Annotated in this window: 8 protein-coding genes and 1 tRNA gene; 4 read left to right on the top strand and 5 right to left on the bottom strand. The window is 68.2% G+C overall.

Annotated features, from left to right (window positions below):
• Positions 1-420: 420 nt before the first annotated feature.
• Both DKT77_RS16170 and DKT77_RS16165 read right to left on the bottom strand, forming a co-directional pair.
• Entirely contained in the window at positions 421-801 is a 381-nt protein-coding gene (locus DKT77_RS16170) for a response regulator (RefSeq protein WP_238547953.1), read from the bottom strand.
• 111 nt (positions 802-912) lie between these two features.
• Positions 913-3,279 (bottom strand): ATP-dependent helicase, encoded by a 2,367-nt coding sequence (locus DKT77_RS16165; protein ID WP_109812814.1) that lies wholly within the window; start codon positions 3,277-3,279, stop codon positions 913-915.
• A gap of 199 nt (positions 3,280-3,478) precedes the next feature.
• Between DKT77_RS16165 and DKT77_RS16160 the strand changes: the two genes are divergently transcribed.
• Positions 3,479-6,913, top strand: a complete 3,435-nt coding sequence (locus DKT77_RS16160) for a pyruvate carboxylase (protein ID WP_109812698.1) — start codon at positions 3,479-3,481, stop codon at positions 6,911-6,913.
• Between the two features lie 49 nt (positions 6,914-6,962).
• Here DKT77_RS16160 and DKT77_RS16155 read toward each other — a convergent pair whose 3' ends face one another.
• The gene (locus tag DKT77_RS16155) at positions 6,963-8,255 is read right to left on the bottom strand and encodes an NAD(P)/FAD-dependent oxidoreductase (protein WP_109812697.1); all 1,293 of its coding nucleotides are present in this window, start codon (positions 8,253-8,255) and stop codon (positions 6,963-6,965) included.
• A 193-nt stretch (positions 8,256-8,448) separates the two neighbouring features.
• On the opposite strand from DKT77_RS16155, the gene DKT77_RS16150 reads away from it, so the two are divergent.
• The 3 genes from DKT77_RS16150 (at position 8,449) to mprF (ending at position 13,693) form a co-directional block, all read left to right on the top strand.
• Positions 8,449-9,474: a YeiH family protein gene (locus tag DKT77_RS16150; protein ID WP_109812696.1), complete on the top strand. Its 1,026-nt coding sequence runs from the start codon at positions 8,449-8,451 to the stop codon at positions 9,472-9,474.
• Positions 9,475-9,550: 76 nt separating this feature from the next.
• Positions 9,551-10,963, top strand: a complete 1,413-nt coding sequence (locus tag DKT77_RS16145; protein WP_109812695.1) for an NAD(P)/FAD-dependent oxidoreductase — start codon at positions 9,551-9,553, stop codon at positions 10,961-10,963.
• Positions 10,964-11,065: 102 nt separating this feature from the next.
• Positions 11,066-13,693 (top strand): bifunctional lysylphosphatidylglycerol flippase/synthetase MprF, encoded by a 2,628-nt coding sequence (mprF, locus tag DKT77_RS16140; protein WP_109812694.1) that lies wholly within the window; start codon positions 11,066-11,068, stop codon positions 13,691-13,693.
• 38 nt (positions 13,694-13,731) lie between these two features.
• On the opposite strand, the gene DKT77_RS16135 is transcribed toward mprF, so the two are convergent.
• Positions 13,732-14,163: an HD domain-containing protein gene (locus DKT77_RS16135; RefSeq protein ID WP_238547952.1), complete on the bottom strand. Its 432-nt coding sequence runs from the start codon at positions 14,161-14,163 to the stop codon at positions 13,732-13,734.
• A gap of 96 nt (positions 14,164-14,259) precedes the next feature.
• A tRNA-Tyr gene (locus DKT77_RS16130) sits at positions 14,260-14,343 on the bottom strand.
• Between the last annotated feature and the right edge of the window lie 34 nt (positions 14,344-14,377).

The raw sequence follows: 14,377 nt of genomic DNA, 5'->3' as shown, positions 1-14,377 counted from the left end.
GCACCCCTTATGTTGTCTGTGTTGTGGTGAATTACATGGGGACGGACCCAGCCGAAAGGCAACGGCCAGACCGGACCAAAACGGATGCAAAACCGGCCGCGGCGCATGACCTATGCGGAAACTGCATGGCAGGCTTGCGTTTCAAGCCATTGTGCAAGCGCAGCATCATGCTATCTTTCTTTCAACAGCAGAAGGAAAGGTTGATCTTTGATCGGCTCGGACCTGACGCTCCACGGTTCAGAAGGCCCCTCCTCCTCCCTGGGCTTTCTGTTTTTAGCGGCGGCACCCTCCTCCTCCCTGGTGTCGCCGCTTTTTTTTGCCCGAATCCGCAAATGCCGACGAATCATACCGCTGGATGACGCAATAGCGACGGAGGCGCTCTGCTCCGATCTTAACAATTAATTCATCTTTGAGAAAAAATCAGCCGCTTGCGGCGGCGCCTGATGCTTTTCCAAGCTGCGCGCAAACCCCGATCAGGTCCTCGATATCCACCGGCTTGTGGTGCACCGACACGATCGACCCCACCTTGGCGCGCAGTTCGTCCTCGCGCACGTCGGCGGCGCCGGTCACGACGATGACCTTGCAGCCGGGGCTGACCTTTTCGACCGTCATGGCCAGCGAAAGCCCGTTTTCGCGGCCAAGGTAAAGATCCAGAACCATCGCGTCGAACGCGGTCTCGCGCAGAGCCGCTTCCGCATCTTCGAGGGTTGCCGCTTCGGACACGCTGTAGCCCAGATCGCCCAGAACCGAACGCCAGAGAAGTCGCAGGTTCGGGTCATCCTCAACGATCAGATATTTCAATGTCGGGCTCCGATGCGGCAAAAGGTTGCGGGCTGAAAGAACGCATATCGAAAGACACCAGGGGTTTCCAGCCCTGCCGCGCGCGTAAAAACGTATATCTTTCCGACAGATTCAGAACGGCGTGTTGTCCGCCATATCGGCACTGGTGACGAAGCGGGACACAACGTGCTTCTCGCCGGCCTTGTCGAATCCCACGCTCAGCTTGTCGCCTTCGGTGCCCAGCACGGTCCCGTAGCCGAACTTCTGGTGGAACACGCGATCGCCCTCGGCGAAGGCGGAGACCGCCTGCAGGTCGATCACGGGCGCGAAACTGTCCTTCGGCTGACTGGTGCCGCGTTGCCCGCTGCGCGACTGTAGTCGCCGCCAGCCAGGCGAGTTGTAGACATTGGCCGACGCCGCCGCCGATTCGATGCGCGAGTCGCCCCGCGCGCCCGCCGCCGCCCCATAGCCGCCACCGTACAGGCCCGGCGGGGTCAGCACATCGACATGCGCTTCGGGCAACTCGTCGATGAACCGCGAAGGAAGCGCGGATTGCCACTGACCATAGACCCGCCGGTTCGCGGCAAAGGAGATGGTGCAAAGTTCTTCGGCGCGCGTGATGCCGACATAGGCGAGGCGACGCTCCTCCTCCAGACCCGTTTCCCCGCTCTCGTCCATGGACCGCTGCGAGGGGAACAGCCCATCCTCCCAACCCGGCAGGAACACGACCGGGAATTCCAGCCCCTTGGCCGCGTGCAGTGTCATGATGCTGACCTTCGCGCCGCCCTCGTCCGTTTCGTTGTCCATGATGAGCGCGACATGTTCGAGGAAACCCTGCAGGTTCTCGAACCCCTCCAGCGCCTTCACCAGTTCCTTGAGGTTCTCCAGACGGCCCGGCGCCTCGGGCGTCTTGTCGTTCTGCCACATCGCGGTGTAGCCGCTCTCGTCGAGGATCTTCTCGGCCAGTTCGATGTGATTGTGCCCCTCATCCAGCACCTCTGCATGCCATTGGCCGAGCAGCGACAGGAAGCGCGTCAACTCCGCCTTGCCCTTGCCGGACATCTCGCCAGCGGCCAGAACGATCTTCGCACCCTCCACCAGCGGCACGCCGTTCGCCCGCGCGGCGCGCTGGATCTTCTGTACCGCCTTGTCGCCGAGGCCGCGCTTGGGCGTGTTCACGATCCGCTCGAACGCGAGATCGTCTGCCGGACTGACAACCAGCCGGAAATAGGCCATCGCATCGCGGATCTCGAGCCGTTCGTAGAAGCGCGGCCCGCCGATCACGCGATAGGGCAGCCCGATGGTCAGGAACCGGTCCTCGAACGCGCGCATCTGGTGGCTGGCACGCACGAGAATGGCAGCCTCGTCCAGGCTGTAGGGCCGCCCGCCGCGGGTGCCGCCCTGCAGCGCGTCAAGTTCCTCGCCGATCCAGCGGGCTTCCTCTTCACCGTCCCAATGGCCGATCAGGCGCAGCTTGTCGCCCCCGTCCCGGTCAGTCCAGAGCGTCTTGCCAAGCCGTCCGCGATTGCCCGCGATCACGCCCGACGCCGCGCCGAGGATATGGCCCGTGGAGCGGTAGTTCTGTTCCAGCCGGATTACCGCCGCGCCGGGGAAATCCTTCTCGAAGCGCAGGATATTGCCGACCTCGGCCCCGCGCCAGCCATAGATCGACTGGTCGTCATCGCCCACGCAGCAGATGTTGCGATGCCCGCCCGCCAGCAGCCGCAGCCACAGGTACTGCGCGACGTTCGTGTCCTGATATTCATCGACGAGAATGTAGCGGAACCAGCGTTGATACTGCTCCAGAAGGTCGGGATTCGACTGGAAAACCGTCACCATGTGCAGCAGCAGGTCGCCGAAATCCGTCGCGTTCAGATCGCGCAGCCGGACCTGGTAGTCGTCATAAAGCACGATGCCGCGGTTGTTGAAGGCGCTCGCGTCCGCCGCGGGCACCTGCGACGGCGTCAGCGCGCGATTCTTCCAGCCGTCGATCAGCGCGGCAAGCTGGCGCGCGGGCCAGCGCTTTTCGTCGATGCCGCGTGCCGCGATCACTTGTTTCAGAAGGCGCACCTGATCGTCCGTGTCGAGGATGGTGAAGTTCGACTTCAGCCCGGCCAGTTCCGCGTGGCGGCGCAGCAGCTTGACGTTGATGGCGTGGAACGTGCCAAGCCACGGCATCCCGTCCGCGCCCGTGCCCATCAGGTGCGCGACGCGGTCTTTCATCTCGCGCGCCGCCTTGTTGGTGAAGGTGACCGCCAGCACTTCGTTCGGGCGCGCGTGACCGGTGTTCAGCAGATGCGCAATCCGCGCGGTCAGCGCCCGCGTCTTGCCGGTGCCCGCGCCGGCCAGCATCAGCACAGGCCCGTCCAGCGTTTCGACGGCACGGCGCTGTTCCGAATTCAGCCCGTCGAGATAGGGCGCGGGGCGCGCGGCCAGCGCGCGGCGCGACAGCGGCATCTGCGCATCCATGAAGGCGTTTTCGTCATCATCGGTGTTCATGGCGACGAGCATAGGCCAAGCCACCGGCCTTGCAAAGTATTGTTCGCCTAATGTTCTTGTGGATCACCCGCAGTTTTCCGGCGATGCCCAACGCGGCAGGACCCGGCGGTATGAACAATGCGGCACGCATCATGAGCGTTGTAGAGTGCCACCGATGCGTCTAATCCTTTCGGAAGGACACGCAGACGGGGACAAATACATGCCAGAGTTCAAGAAACTCCTGATCGCCAACCGCGGCGAAATCGCCATCCGGGTGATGCGCGCCGCGAACGAGCTCGGCAAGCGCACGGTCGCCGTCTATGCCGAAGAGGACAAGCTGAGCCTGCACCGTTTCAAGGCGGACGAAGCCTACAAGATCGGCGAGGGGCTGGGACCGGTCGCCGCCTACCTGTCCATCTCCGAAATCATCCGCGTCGCCAAGGCCTGCGGCGCCGACGCGATCCACCCCGGCTATGGCCTGCTGTCCGAGAACCCAGATTTCGTTGACGCGTGCGAGGCGAACGGAATCGCCTTCATCGGCCCGAAAGCGGACACGATGCGCGCGCTTGGCGACAAGGCCAGTGCGCGGCGCGTGGCGATTGAGGCCGGTGTGCCGGTGATCCCGGCGACCGATGTTCTGGGGGACGACTGGGACGCGATCCGCGCCGAGGCGACCGAGATCGGCTTCCCGCTGATGCTCAAGGCAAGCTGGGGCGGCGGCGGACGCGGGATGCGCCCGGTCGACGGGCCGGATGACCTTGAGGAGAAGGTGAAGGCCGGCCGCCGCGAGGCCGAGGCCGCCTTCGGCAACGGCGAGGGATACCTGGAGAAGATGATCCTGCGCGCCCGCCACGTGGAAGTGCAGATCCTCGGCGACCGGCACGGCAGCATCTATCACCTCTACGAACGCGACTGTTCGGTTCAGCGGCGCAACCAGAAGGTCGTGGAACGCGCGCCCGCGCCCTACCTGACCGACGCCCAACGCGCCGAGATCTGCGAGTTGGGCCGCAAGATCTGTGCCCATGTGGATTACCAGTGCGCGGGCACGGTCGAGTTCCTGATGGATATGGACACCGACGCCTTCTACTTCATCGAGGTGAACCCCCGCGTGCAGGTGGAACACACCGTCACCGAGGAAGTGACCGGCATCGACATCGTGCGCGCCCAGATCCTGATCACCGAGGGGAAGACGCTGGAAGAAGCCACCGGCATGGCCCGGCAGGAGGACATCACCCTGTCCGGCCACGCGCTGCAGTGCCGTATCACCACCGAGGACCCGCAGAACAACTTCATCCCCGACTACGGCCGGATCACAGCCTATCGCGGCGCGACCGGCATGGGCATCCGGCTCGATGGCGGGACGGCCTATTCCGGCGCGGTCATCACACGCTACTACGACAGCCTGCTGGAGAAGGTCACCGCGTGGGCCCCGACGCCCGAAGCCGCCATCGCCCGCATGGACCGCGCCCTGCGCGAATTCCGTATCCGCGGCGTGAGCACCAACATCGCTTTCGTGGAAAACCTGCTGAAGCATCCGACGTTTCTGAACTACGACTACACCACGAAGTTCATCGACACGACGCCCGAACTGTTCGACTTCGCTGCACGGCGCGACCGGGCGACCAAGATCCTGACCTACATCGCCGACATCTCGGTCAACGGGCACCCCGAAACCAAGGGCCGCGCGGTGCCCGCCAAGGCGGCGATGCCGCGCCTGCCCGATCTGCTGGGCGAACCCGCCCCCGGTACGCGCACGCTGCTGGATGCGAAGGGTCCGCAGGCGGTGGCAGACTGGATGGCCGACCAGAAGCACCTGCTGCTGACCGATACCACCATGCGTGACGGGCACCAGTCGTTGCTGGCCACGCGGATGCGGTCGATCGACATGATCCGCGTCGCGCCCGCATATGCCGCGAACCTGCCCGGCCTCTTCTCGGTGGAATGCTGGGGCGGGGCCACCTTCGACGTCGCTTACCGGTTCCTGCAGGAATGTCCGTGGCAGCGCCTGCGCGACCTGCGCGCAGCCATGCCCAACGTGATGACGCAGATGCTGCTGCGTGCCTCCAACGGTGTGGGCTACACCAACTACCCCGACAACGTGGTGCAGTTCTTCGTGCGGCAGGCGGCGGAAAGCGGCGTGGACGTGTTCCGCGTGTTCGACAGCCTGAACTGGGTGGAAAACATGCGCGTGGCAATGGACGCGGTGATCGAGGCCAACAAGGTCTGCGAAGGCGCGATCTGCTACACCGGGGATATCCTGAACCCGGACCGGGCAAAGTACGACCTGAAATACTATGTCGGCATGGGGCAGGAACTGAAGGCGGCAGGCGCGCATGTGCTGGGCCTGAAGGACATGGCCGGTCTGCTGAAACCGGCCGCGGCCCGCGTTCTGGTCCGCGCCCTGAAGGAAGAGGTCGGGCTGCCGATCCATTTCCACACCCACGACACGAGCGGGCTTGGCGGGGCCACGATCCTCGCAGCGGCCGAGGCCGGGGTCGATGCAGCAGATGCCGCGATGGACGCTCTGTCGGGCAACACCAGCCAGCCGACGCTCGGCAGCGTGGTCGAGGCGCTGCACCACACCGACCGCGACACCGGCCTGTCCATGGACGCGATCCGCGCGATATCGGACTACTGGGAAGAGGTGCGGGCGCAATACGTCGCGTTCGAGACCGGCCAGCAGGCGCCCACCTCCGAGGTCTATCTGCACGAGATGCCTGGCGGGCAGTTCACCAACCTCAAGGCGCAGGCCCGCTCGCTCGGGCTTGAAGACCGCTGGCCCGAGGTCGCGCGCACCTACGCCGACGTGAACCAGATGTTCGGCGACATCGTGAAGGTCACGCCGTCGTCGAAGGTGGTGGGCGACATGGCGCTGATGATGGTCAGCCAGGGGCTGAGCCGCGCGCAGGTTGAAGACCCGGCCACCGACCTGTCGTTCCCCGACAGCGTGGTGGACATGATGAAGGGCAATCTCGGCCATCCGCCGGGCGGCTTCCCCACCGCGATCCAGGCCAAGATCCTGCGCGGCGAGACGCCGCTGACGGACCGGCCCGGCGCATCCCTGCCGCCCGCTGACCTCGAGGCGATCCGTGCGGAGATGGCCGAGAAGTTCGAGATCGAGATCGACGACGAGGACCTGAACGGCGCACTGATGTATCCCAAGGTCTTCGCTGACTACATGGAACGCCATGCGGTCTACGGCCCGGTGCGGACGCTGCCGACGCGCGTGTTCTTTTACGGCATGGAAGCGGGCGACGAGATCTCGGTCGAGATCGACCCGGGCAAGACACTGGAAGTGCGCCTGCAGGCGATGGGCGAGACGCACGAGGACGGCGAGGTGCGGGTATTCTTCGAACTGAACGGCCAGCCCCGCGTGATCCGCGTGCCCGACCGGTCCGCCAAGGCCAGCAAGACCGCGACGCCCAAGGCCGACGCGGGCAACCCGGCCCATATCGGCGCGCCGATGCCGGGCGTGGTCGCCAGCGTCGCGATCCAGCCGGGCAAGGCGATCCGCAAGGGCGATCTGCTGATGACGATCGAGGCGATGAAGATGGAAACCGCGCTGAACGCCGACCGAGACGGCACCGTCAAGGCGGTCCACGTCCAGCCCGGCGCGCAGATCGACGCCAAGGACCTGCTCGTCGAACTGGAATAGCCCCGGCGCGCCAAGCAGGCCCGCTCCAGGCTGTGTCGGGCGGGCCCGCTCAGCCGCCGCGCGACCGGCGGCAGGGCCTGACCTGAAGCGCGTGCATCGCGCTCGCGCCCGCCTCGAACAGGGCAGCACGCGCGCGGCGCAATGGTTCGGAATGCGAGAGCACCGGCGCGACCGGAAGCCCGTCCGTCTCGTCCAACAAAAGCGCCCGCGCGGCTGCGGTGCCAAACACGGTGCCCGGCGCGATGCCGCGTCCCGAGTACCCGAAACAGGCCAACGCCCCCGGTCCGAAGGCGACGATGCGCGGCAGGTGATCCCCGGTCATGGCGATCCGCCCGGACCACACATGCGCGAAGGGCTGTTCGGCAAGCTGCGGGAACAGCGCGGCCAGCCTGCCGCGCGCCCAGGCCCGGTGCACCGGCCCGGTCGGCCCTGCCGCATCGCCCATGCCACCCAGAACCAGCCGCCCCTGCGCATCGCAACGGAAAGAACTCATCACCAGCGCAGTGTCCCATGCCCCCTCACCCCCGGCCAGCACGCTGCGGCGGAGTTCCGGCGGCAGCGGCGCGGTGGCGAACTGCGAATAGCGCACGGTGACGAATTCGGGCCGCAGCGGCGCGGCCATCCCGCCGTGATAGGCATTGGTGGCGAGCAGAACCCTGCGCGCGCGGAGACTGTGCCCCCCGGCCTCCAGCCGCCAGCCATCCGCGGCGTCGTCCCGCGCCAGCGCCGTGACAGGCGTTGTCCCGTGCAGCCGCGCCCCGGCCTGCGCCGCGGCCCGCGCAAGGCCGCGGCAATAGGCCAGCGGCTGCACCGTGCCCGCCCGCGGGTCCAGCAGCGCGCCGTGAAACGCTGCGGTGCCGGTGCGCGCAGCGGTCTCGGCAGCGTCGAGAAGCCGAAGCGGTGCGCCCAGCCGATTGCCCTGCCGCAGCCGGTCCGCCAGAGCGGGCAGCGCGCCGGGCGCGTGGGCACAGTGCAGCGTGCCCGCCCGGACCGGCTCGCAGGCGATATCATGCCGCGAGATCAGCTCGAACACCCGGTCCGGCGCGCAGGCCAGCGCATCGATCAGCCGCCTCCCCGGCCCGGCGCCCATCTGCGCGAGGATCGTGTCGGGCGGCAGCCACAGCCCGGCATTGACCAGCCCGACATTGCGCCCGGACGCGCCCTGCCCGATCTCGCCCGCCTCCAACAGCGCCACACATGCGCCGGTCCGGGCCGCCTCCAGCGCCGCGGCACAGCCGGTGAAGCCGCCCCCGATGATCGCGAGATCGACCCGCGCCGACCGGTCCAACGGCGGCGCCTCTACACGCTCGCTGCAGCTTTCCGCCCAGAGTGTTTCCTGCAATGCGGGCCCCGCGCCGTTCGCCGGGCGCGGCCGCCGCGCCCCGTTCCGCGCCAGCGTGGCATGCCCGCACTCCGCCGCGCAATGCCCTTACACTGCCCGCGCGCCGCACCCGCCCGGCGACTGGAAAAACCTGGCGGCTTCGATAGGGTGCACAAAGCGCCCCGGCGCGCCCACCGATACGGACAGGTCCCGCATGAGTTCCCTTCAACCCCTTGCCAGCGCCGCGGCACTGCGCGACGGTGCTACCGCCCTTGCGCCCGGCATCCTTGCCGCGTTCACGATCGCCGCCGCGGCACGCTTCCTGTCGGAACATTACGGCGCGCCGATGATGCTGTTCGCGCTGCTGATCGGCATCGCCTTCCATTTCCTGATGGAGCCCGGCAGCCGAGCCGCCGCGGGGATCGAATTCACCTCGCGCCACCTGCTGCGGATCGGCGTGGCGCTGCTGGGCATGCGCCTGACGCTGACCGACGTCGCCGACCTCGGGGCGGGGACCATCGCGATGGTGCTGGGGCTGGTGGCGGTCACGATCGGCGCGGGCGTGCTGCTGGCGCGGGTCTTCGGGCGGGGCACTCAGTTCGGCCTGCTTACCGGCGGCGCGGTGGCGATCTGCGGCGCCTCGGCGGCGCTGGCGATCTCCTCGGTCCTGCGCCCCGGTCCGCGCCTCGAACGCGACACGCTGTTCACCGTGGTCGCCGTGACGCTGCTGTCCACAGCCGCGATGATCGCCTACCCGATCCTGTTCCACCTTCTGGGCTTCGAGCCCCATGCTGCGGGCGCACTGATCGGCGCCACGGTGCACGACGTGGCGCAGGTCGTCGGCGCGGGTTTCTCGATCTCGGAGGACGCCGGAACGACGGCGACCTTCGTCAAGCTGCTGCGCGTGACAGCCTTGCCCGCCGTGGTTCTGCTGATCGCACTTCAGCAGCGCCGGGGCGGCGGCACGTCGGGCAGCGGTGCGGGGCATTTCCCTTGGTTCGCCGTGGCCTTCGTGGGGCTGCTGATGCTCAACAGCTCCGGCGCGGTCCCCGCCGCCGTGGCCGAGGCGGTATCGCTGGTCTCGCAATGGCTTCTGGTGGCCGCAATCGCCGCGCTTGGCGTCAAGACGTCGGTCAAGGCGATGACGTCGCTGGGGCCGGTCTATTTCGCGGTGATCCTGTGCGAGACGCTGGTGCTTCTGGGCCTCGCGCTTGTCGCCTGGACGGTGATCCTGCCGTGATCGTCGCGCGGTCTGGACAGCGCGGCCCGACCCCGGCAAGGCTGGCCGGGTCCCCTTCCGTCCCAAAGGCCCCCAGATGACCGCGCATCCCCGCCCCGACGGCCACATGACCAACGGTGACGTGTCCTTCTGGTTCGCGCAAATGGGCGGCCCGCCGCCTCAGCGCTCGCCCCTGCCCGGCGACACCGAGGTCGATGTCGCCATCGTGGGCGCGGGCTTCACCGGCCTCTGGGCCGCCTATTACCTGCTGTCGCAGGCCCCGTCGCTCAAGGTCGCGCTGATCGAACGGGCCTTTGCGGGCTTCGGCGCATCGGGCCGAAACGGCGGCTGGTGCACCGGCAACTTCGCATGGAACCGCGACCGCTACCTGCATGGCGGCGGCACCCGCGCGGGCGTGATGGCGCTGGAAACGCAATTGCGCGCCACGGTGGACGAGATCTGCCGCGTGGCGCAGGCCGAAGGCATCGACGGCGGCATCCGCCGGACGGACTGCGTCACCTATGCGTGTTCTCCGGCGCAGATGGCCCGCCTGCGCGCCGAACGCGATACCGCGCTCGACTGGGGCGTGCCGCGGGACCGACTGGCGCTGATCGGCGGCACGGAGGCAGGCGCGCGCATCCGCATCGCCGGGGCCGAGGGCGCGCTGGTGGAACACGGCGTCGCCCGGATCCAGCCCGCGCGGCTGGTGCGCGGACTGGCCGAGGCGGTGGAACGCCGAGGCGCCGCGATCCACGAGGGGACGACGGTGACCGAAATCGCGCCCGGCCGTGTGCGAACCGACCGCGGCACCGTACGGGCGCGACACATCCTGCGCGCGACCGAAGGCTTCACCCCCGGCCTTCGGGGCCATGCGCGCACCTGGCTGCCGCTGAACAGTGCGCAGATCGCCACCGCGCCGCTGCCCGCCGCGATGTGGGAACAGATAGGCTGGTCCGGGTTCGAGCTGATGGGCGATGCGTCCCATGCCTATTGCTACGCGCAGCGCACCGATGACGGGCGCATCGTGATCGGCGGGCGCGGCGTGCCCTATCGCTTCGGGTCGGCCACCGACCGCAACGGCGAAACGCAACCCGCAACCGTCGCCGCGTTGCGGGCAATCCTGCAGCGGCTGCTGCCGCAGACCCGCGATCTGCCGATCGAGCACGCCTGGTGCGGCGTGCTGGGCGTGCCGCGCGACTGGTGTGCCACGGTCGGGCTCGATCCGCGCAGCGGCATCGGCTGGGCAGGCGGCTATGTGGGGATCGGGGTGTCCACTTCGAACCACGCGGGGCGGACGCTGGCCGACCTGGTGCTCGGGCGCGACACCGAACGCACCGGCCTGCCCTGGGTCAACCGCCAACCGCGGCTCTGGGAACCTGAACCGCTGCGCTGGCTGGCCGTGCATGGGATGTACCGGCTTTACGCTGCGGCGGACCGGCGCGAGGCCGCGCGCAGGCCGACGACCACATCGCGGCTGGCACGGCTCGCGGACCGGCTGTGCGGACGCTGACCCGCACTGGCCTGATGCACGGTTTACAAGCGGCGGCGTTCCCGCCACTCAGGGCGGACCAGTGTCCGGACCCGGGCAGCCCAGCATGAAACCCGTGTACCGATGCCACAACTCCTGACCCAATCGCTGCGCAATCTTTTTCCGCTGCTTCTGGGCATCGCGCTCTTCGGCATGGGGATATACGCGCTTCAGCACCTGCTGGCGCCGGTCGACCCTGCCGATATCCTGCACACGATGCGCGCGACCCCTGTCGCCGTGATCGCGCTGGCGCTGGCGGCCACGACGGTCGGCTATTCCGCGCTTGTTGGCTATGACTGGTTGGCGCTGCAGTTCATCGGCCGCACGCTGCCGGTGCGGGTCGTCGCGTTCGGCGGCTTCCTTGGCTACGCGTTCGGCAACACCATCGGGATCAGCGTGGTGTCGGGCGGGGCCGTGCGCTACCGGATATATTCGGCCTACGGACTGAACGCCTTCGATGTCGCGGCGGTGTCAAGCTACATCGCCATCGCGCTCGGCACCGGTCTGACGCTGATCGGGCTGGCCGCGCTGGCGCTGAACCCGTCGCTTGCCGCCGCCTACCTTCCGTTCCCGCCCGCCACGGTGGCGGCGGTGTCGGGCGGGGTGGTCGCCGTCTCGGCGCTGGTGATCTTCGGCACATCCTGGAGCCAGCGGTCGCTGCGGGTGTGGCGGTTCGATCTACGCCTGCCGCCGCCGCGCAGCCTCGGCTGGCAGCTGGCGATCACGCTGACCGACGTGGTGGCGGCCGCGTTCACCCTGTGGATATTGCTGCCCGACGGCAAGCCCGACTTCAGCGCCTTCGTGGCGATCTACGGGATCGCCACGATGATCGGCGTGATCAGCCACGTGCCCGGCGGCGTCGGCGTGTTCGAAACCGTGGTGATCGGCACCCTGCCCGCGACCGTCCCGGTGGGCGAAGCGGCGGCGGCGCTGCTGCTGTTCCGCTGCATCTACTACCTCGTGCCGTTCTCGCTGGGCTTCGTGCTGGTCTCGCTGAACGAGGCGCGGCTGGCCGGCGGGGTCGCGGCGCGGTATTTCGGTCGGGCGACCGGGCCGCTGCGCCCCGCGATCGAGGCGATGGGCGGCGCGGTGCCGTCGCTCGCCGCGGTGGCCGCGTTCAGCCTGGGGATCTACCTTCTGCTGGTGTCGATGATCCCGTCCGCGCAGGGCCACGCGCTGGCCGAGGGCGACCTTGTTGCGGCGATCCTGCTGGAAGGCGGCACGCTCGTGTCGGCGGTGGCGGGTGGACTGCTGCTGATCCTGTCGCATGGGCTGGCCCGGCGGATCGCGGCAGCCTTCTGGCTGACGCTGGCGACGCTGGCGGGCGGTGCCGCCGCAGCGCTGCTGAACGATCTGGACGTGGAAAGCGCGGCGCTGCTGCTGGCCGGGCTGGGCGTGCTGGTGCCATTCCGCGACGCGTTCTATCGGCAGGCCAAGCTGACCTCGGGGGTGTTCTCGGCCGGCTGGTTCCTCGTGGTCGCGGGCGTGCTGGCCGGGGTCGGCGCGTTCTTCTTCTTCGTGCATCAGGCCACGCCCTATTCCACCGACCTTTGGACCGAATTCAGCCGAGATGCCGGCACGCCCCGGTCGCTGCGCGCAGGACTGGCGGCTTCGGCGCTGCTGCTGTTCTTCGCGGTCTACATCGCGCTGCGGCCGGTGCGCGCCACGCGCGACACCGCTCCCGAACCCGCCGCGCTGGAACGGGCGGCCGCACTGCTGGACAAGGCGCACAGTCCGCAGGCCTGCCTCGCCCTGACCGGCGACAAGCAGTTCCTTTTCTCGCGCGGCGGCGGCGCCTTCATCATGTATGCCGTGCGCGGATCGAGTTGGGTCGCGCTTGGCGATCCGGTCGGCGCGCCGGACGAGGTCGGTGAGTTGTGCTGGACCTTTGTAGAAAAGGCGGAGCGCGCGGGCGGGCGCGCCGTGTTCTACGAGGCCAGCCATCACCACCTGCCCCAGATGATCGAAATGGGACTGAGCCTGCACAAGATCGGCGAGGAGGCGGTGATCGACCTGCCGCGCTTCAGCCTGTCTGGCGCGAAGTTCAAGTCGATGCGCGCGGCACACAATCGCCGCCTGCGCGAAGGGCTGGACATGCAGGTGCTGGACCCGCCGCACAGCCCGGCACTGCTGGCCGAACTCGGCGCGGTGTCGGACGCGTGGCTTGCCGCCAAGTCCGGGCGCGAAAAACGCTTCTCTGTCGGCCGGTTCGACGCGGCCTACCTCAATCGCTGCCCGATCGCAGTGGTGCGGCACGGTGGCAAGGTGCAGGCCTTCGCCAACATCCTCGCGCCGGGCGACGGGCGCGCCGTCGCCATCGACCTGATGCGCTACCTGCCCGGGCAGGCATCCGGGATCATGGAATTCCTGTTCCTCTCGTTGATCGAACAGTACCGTGATCGCGGCGCGCTGGAATTCAGCCTTGGCACGGCACCGCTCGCCGGGCTGTCGGACCGGTCGGTCGGGCGGCTGTGGAACCGCTTTGGACGGCTGATGTTCCGTCATGGTGGCGCGTTCTACAATTTCAGCGGGCTGCGCGCCTTCAAGCAGAAGTTCCGGCCCGACTGGCGACCGCGCTACATAGCCGTACCGCCGGGCATGTCGCCCACCCGCGCCATGCTGGACGTGGCCTTGCTGGTGGCGGGCGGACCGAAAGGTCTGGTTGGCCGCGCAGAGAATTCCGACGCACGCCGCGCGCCCGCGCCCGGCTGACAGCGCAGCGCGCGGCAGGCCGCCGGCCGCGGGCGCTGTCAGTCCGCCATCAGCACCTTGCGCGCCGCAAGATAGCGCTGGAGCCTGGCCATGTCGGCCGCGCCCAGTCCTGCCAGCCGCCGCAGGTCCAGATTGTCCTCGATATCGGCCAGCTTGACCCGCCGGGCGATCGGGTCGGCCGCCGCGCGGTCCACGAAATCGCCATAGCTTTCATCCGGCGCGCGCGTCATCGCCTCCACCCCGGCAACGACCTCCTCGGGAAAGCCCGCCGCGCGCAGATCCTCGGCGGTGGCGTCGCTGTCCTCCAGCACATCGTGCATCAGCGCGACCGCCTGCGCCGCCGCGCCCTGGACCCGGCCCATGACCCGCACGGGGTGCAGCAGATAGGCCGCGCCGCTCTTGTCGCGCTGCCCGGTATGGGCCTTCACTGCAAAAGCGAAGGCCGCGTCGATCATCTCGTTCTCTTTCATGTGTGTCCTTTCAGCGCCGCCGGTCCCGGACGGACGCGTCCAGAGGCGGCACGGGAACGCGCCGTCGCTGATCAAAACCGTGCGAATTGGGGGAAGTGGTGGGCGACCCTGGAATCGAACCAGGCATGGGTCTCCCCGGCGGAGTTACAGTCCGCTGCCGCACCTTGCAGCACGTCGCCCGACGCCGTGCGGGAATAGCTTTGGCGATTCCGGG

Origin of the sequence: Meridianimarinicoccus roseus, assembly GCF_003172915.1 — a bacterium.
Lineage (GTDB): Bacteria > Pseudomonadota > Alphaproteobacteria > Rhodobacterales > Rhodobacteraceae > Meridianimarinicoccus > Meridianimarinicoccus roseus.
The sequence above is the reverse complement of the archived record's forward strand: the minus strand, read 5'-3'. Positions and strand labels throughout refer to the sequence as shown.

Coding starts and splice junctions, on each gene's coding strand:
- DKT77_RS16165 (WP_109812814.1), bottom strand. CDS start 3,279: ATGAACACCGATGATGACGAAAACGCCTTCATGGATGCGCAGATGCCG.
- DKT77_RS16160 (WP_109812698.1), top strand. CDS start 3,479: ATGCCAGAGTTCAAGAAACTCCTGATCGCCAACCGCGGCGAAATCGCC.
- DKT77_RS16150 (WP_109812696.1), top strand. CDS start 8,449: ATGAGTTCCCTTCAACCCCTTGCCAGCGCCGCGGCACTGCGCGACGGT.
- DKT77_RS16145 (WP_109812695.1), top strand. CDS start 9,551: ATGACCGCGCATCCCCGCCCCGACGGCCACATGACCAACGGTGACGTG.
- mprF (WP_109812694.1), top strand. CDS start 11,066: ATGCCACAACTCCTGACCCAATCGCTGCGCAATCTTTTTCCGCTGCTT.
- DKT77_RS16135 (WP_238547952.1), bottom strand. CDS start 14,163: ATGAAAGAGAACGAGATGATCGACGCGGCCTTCGCTTTTGCAGTGAAG.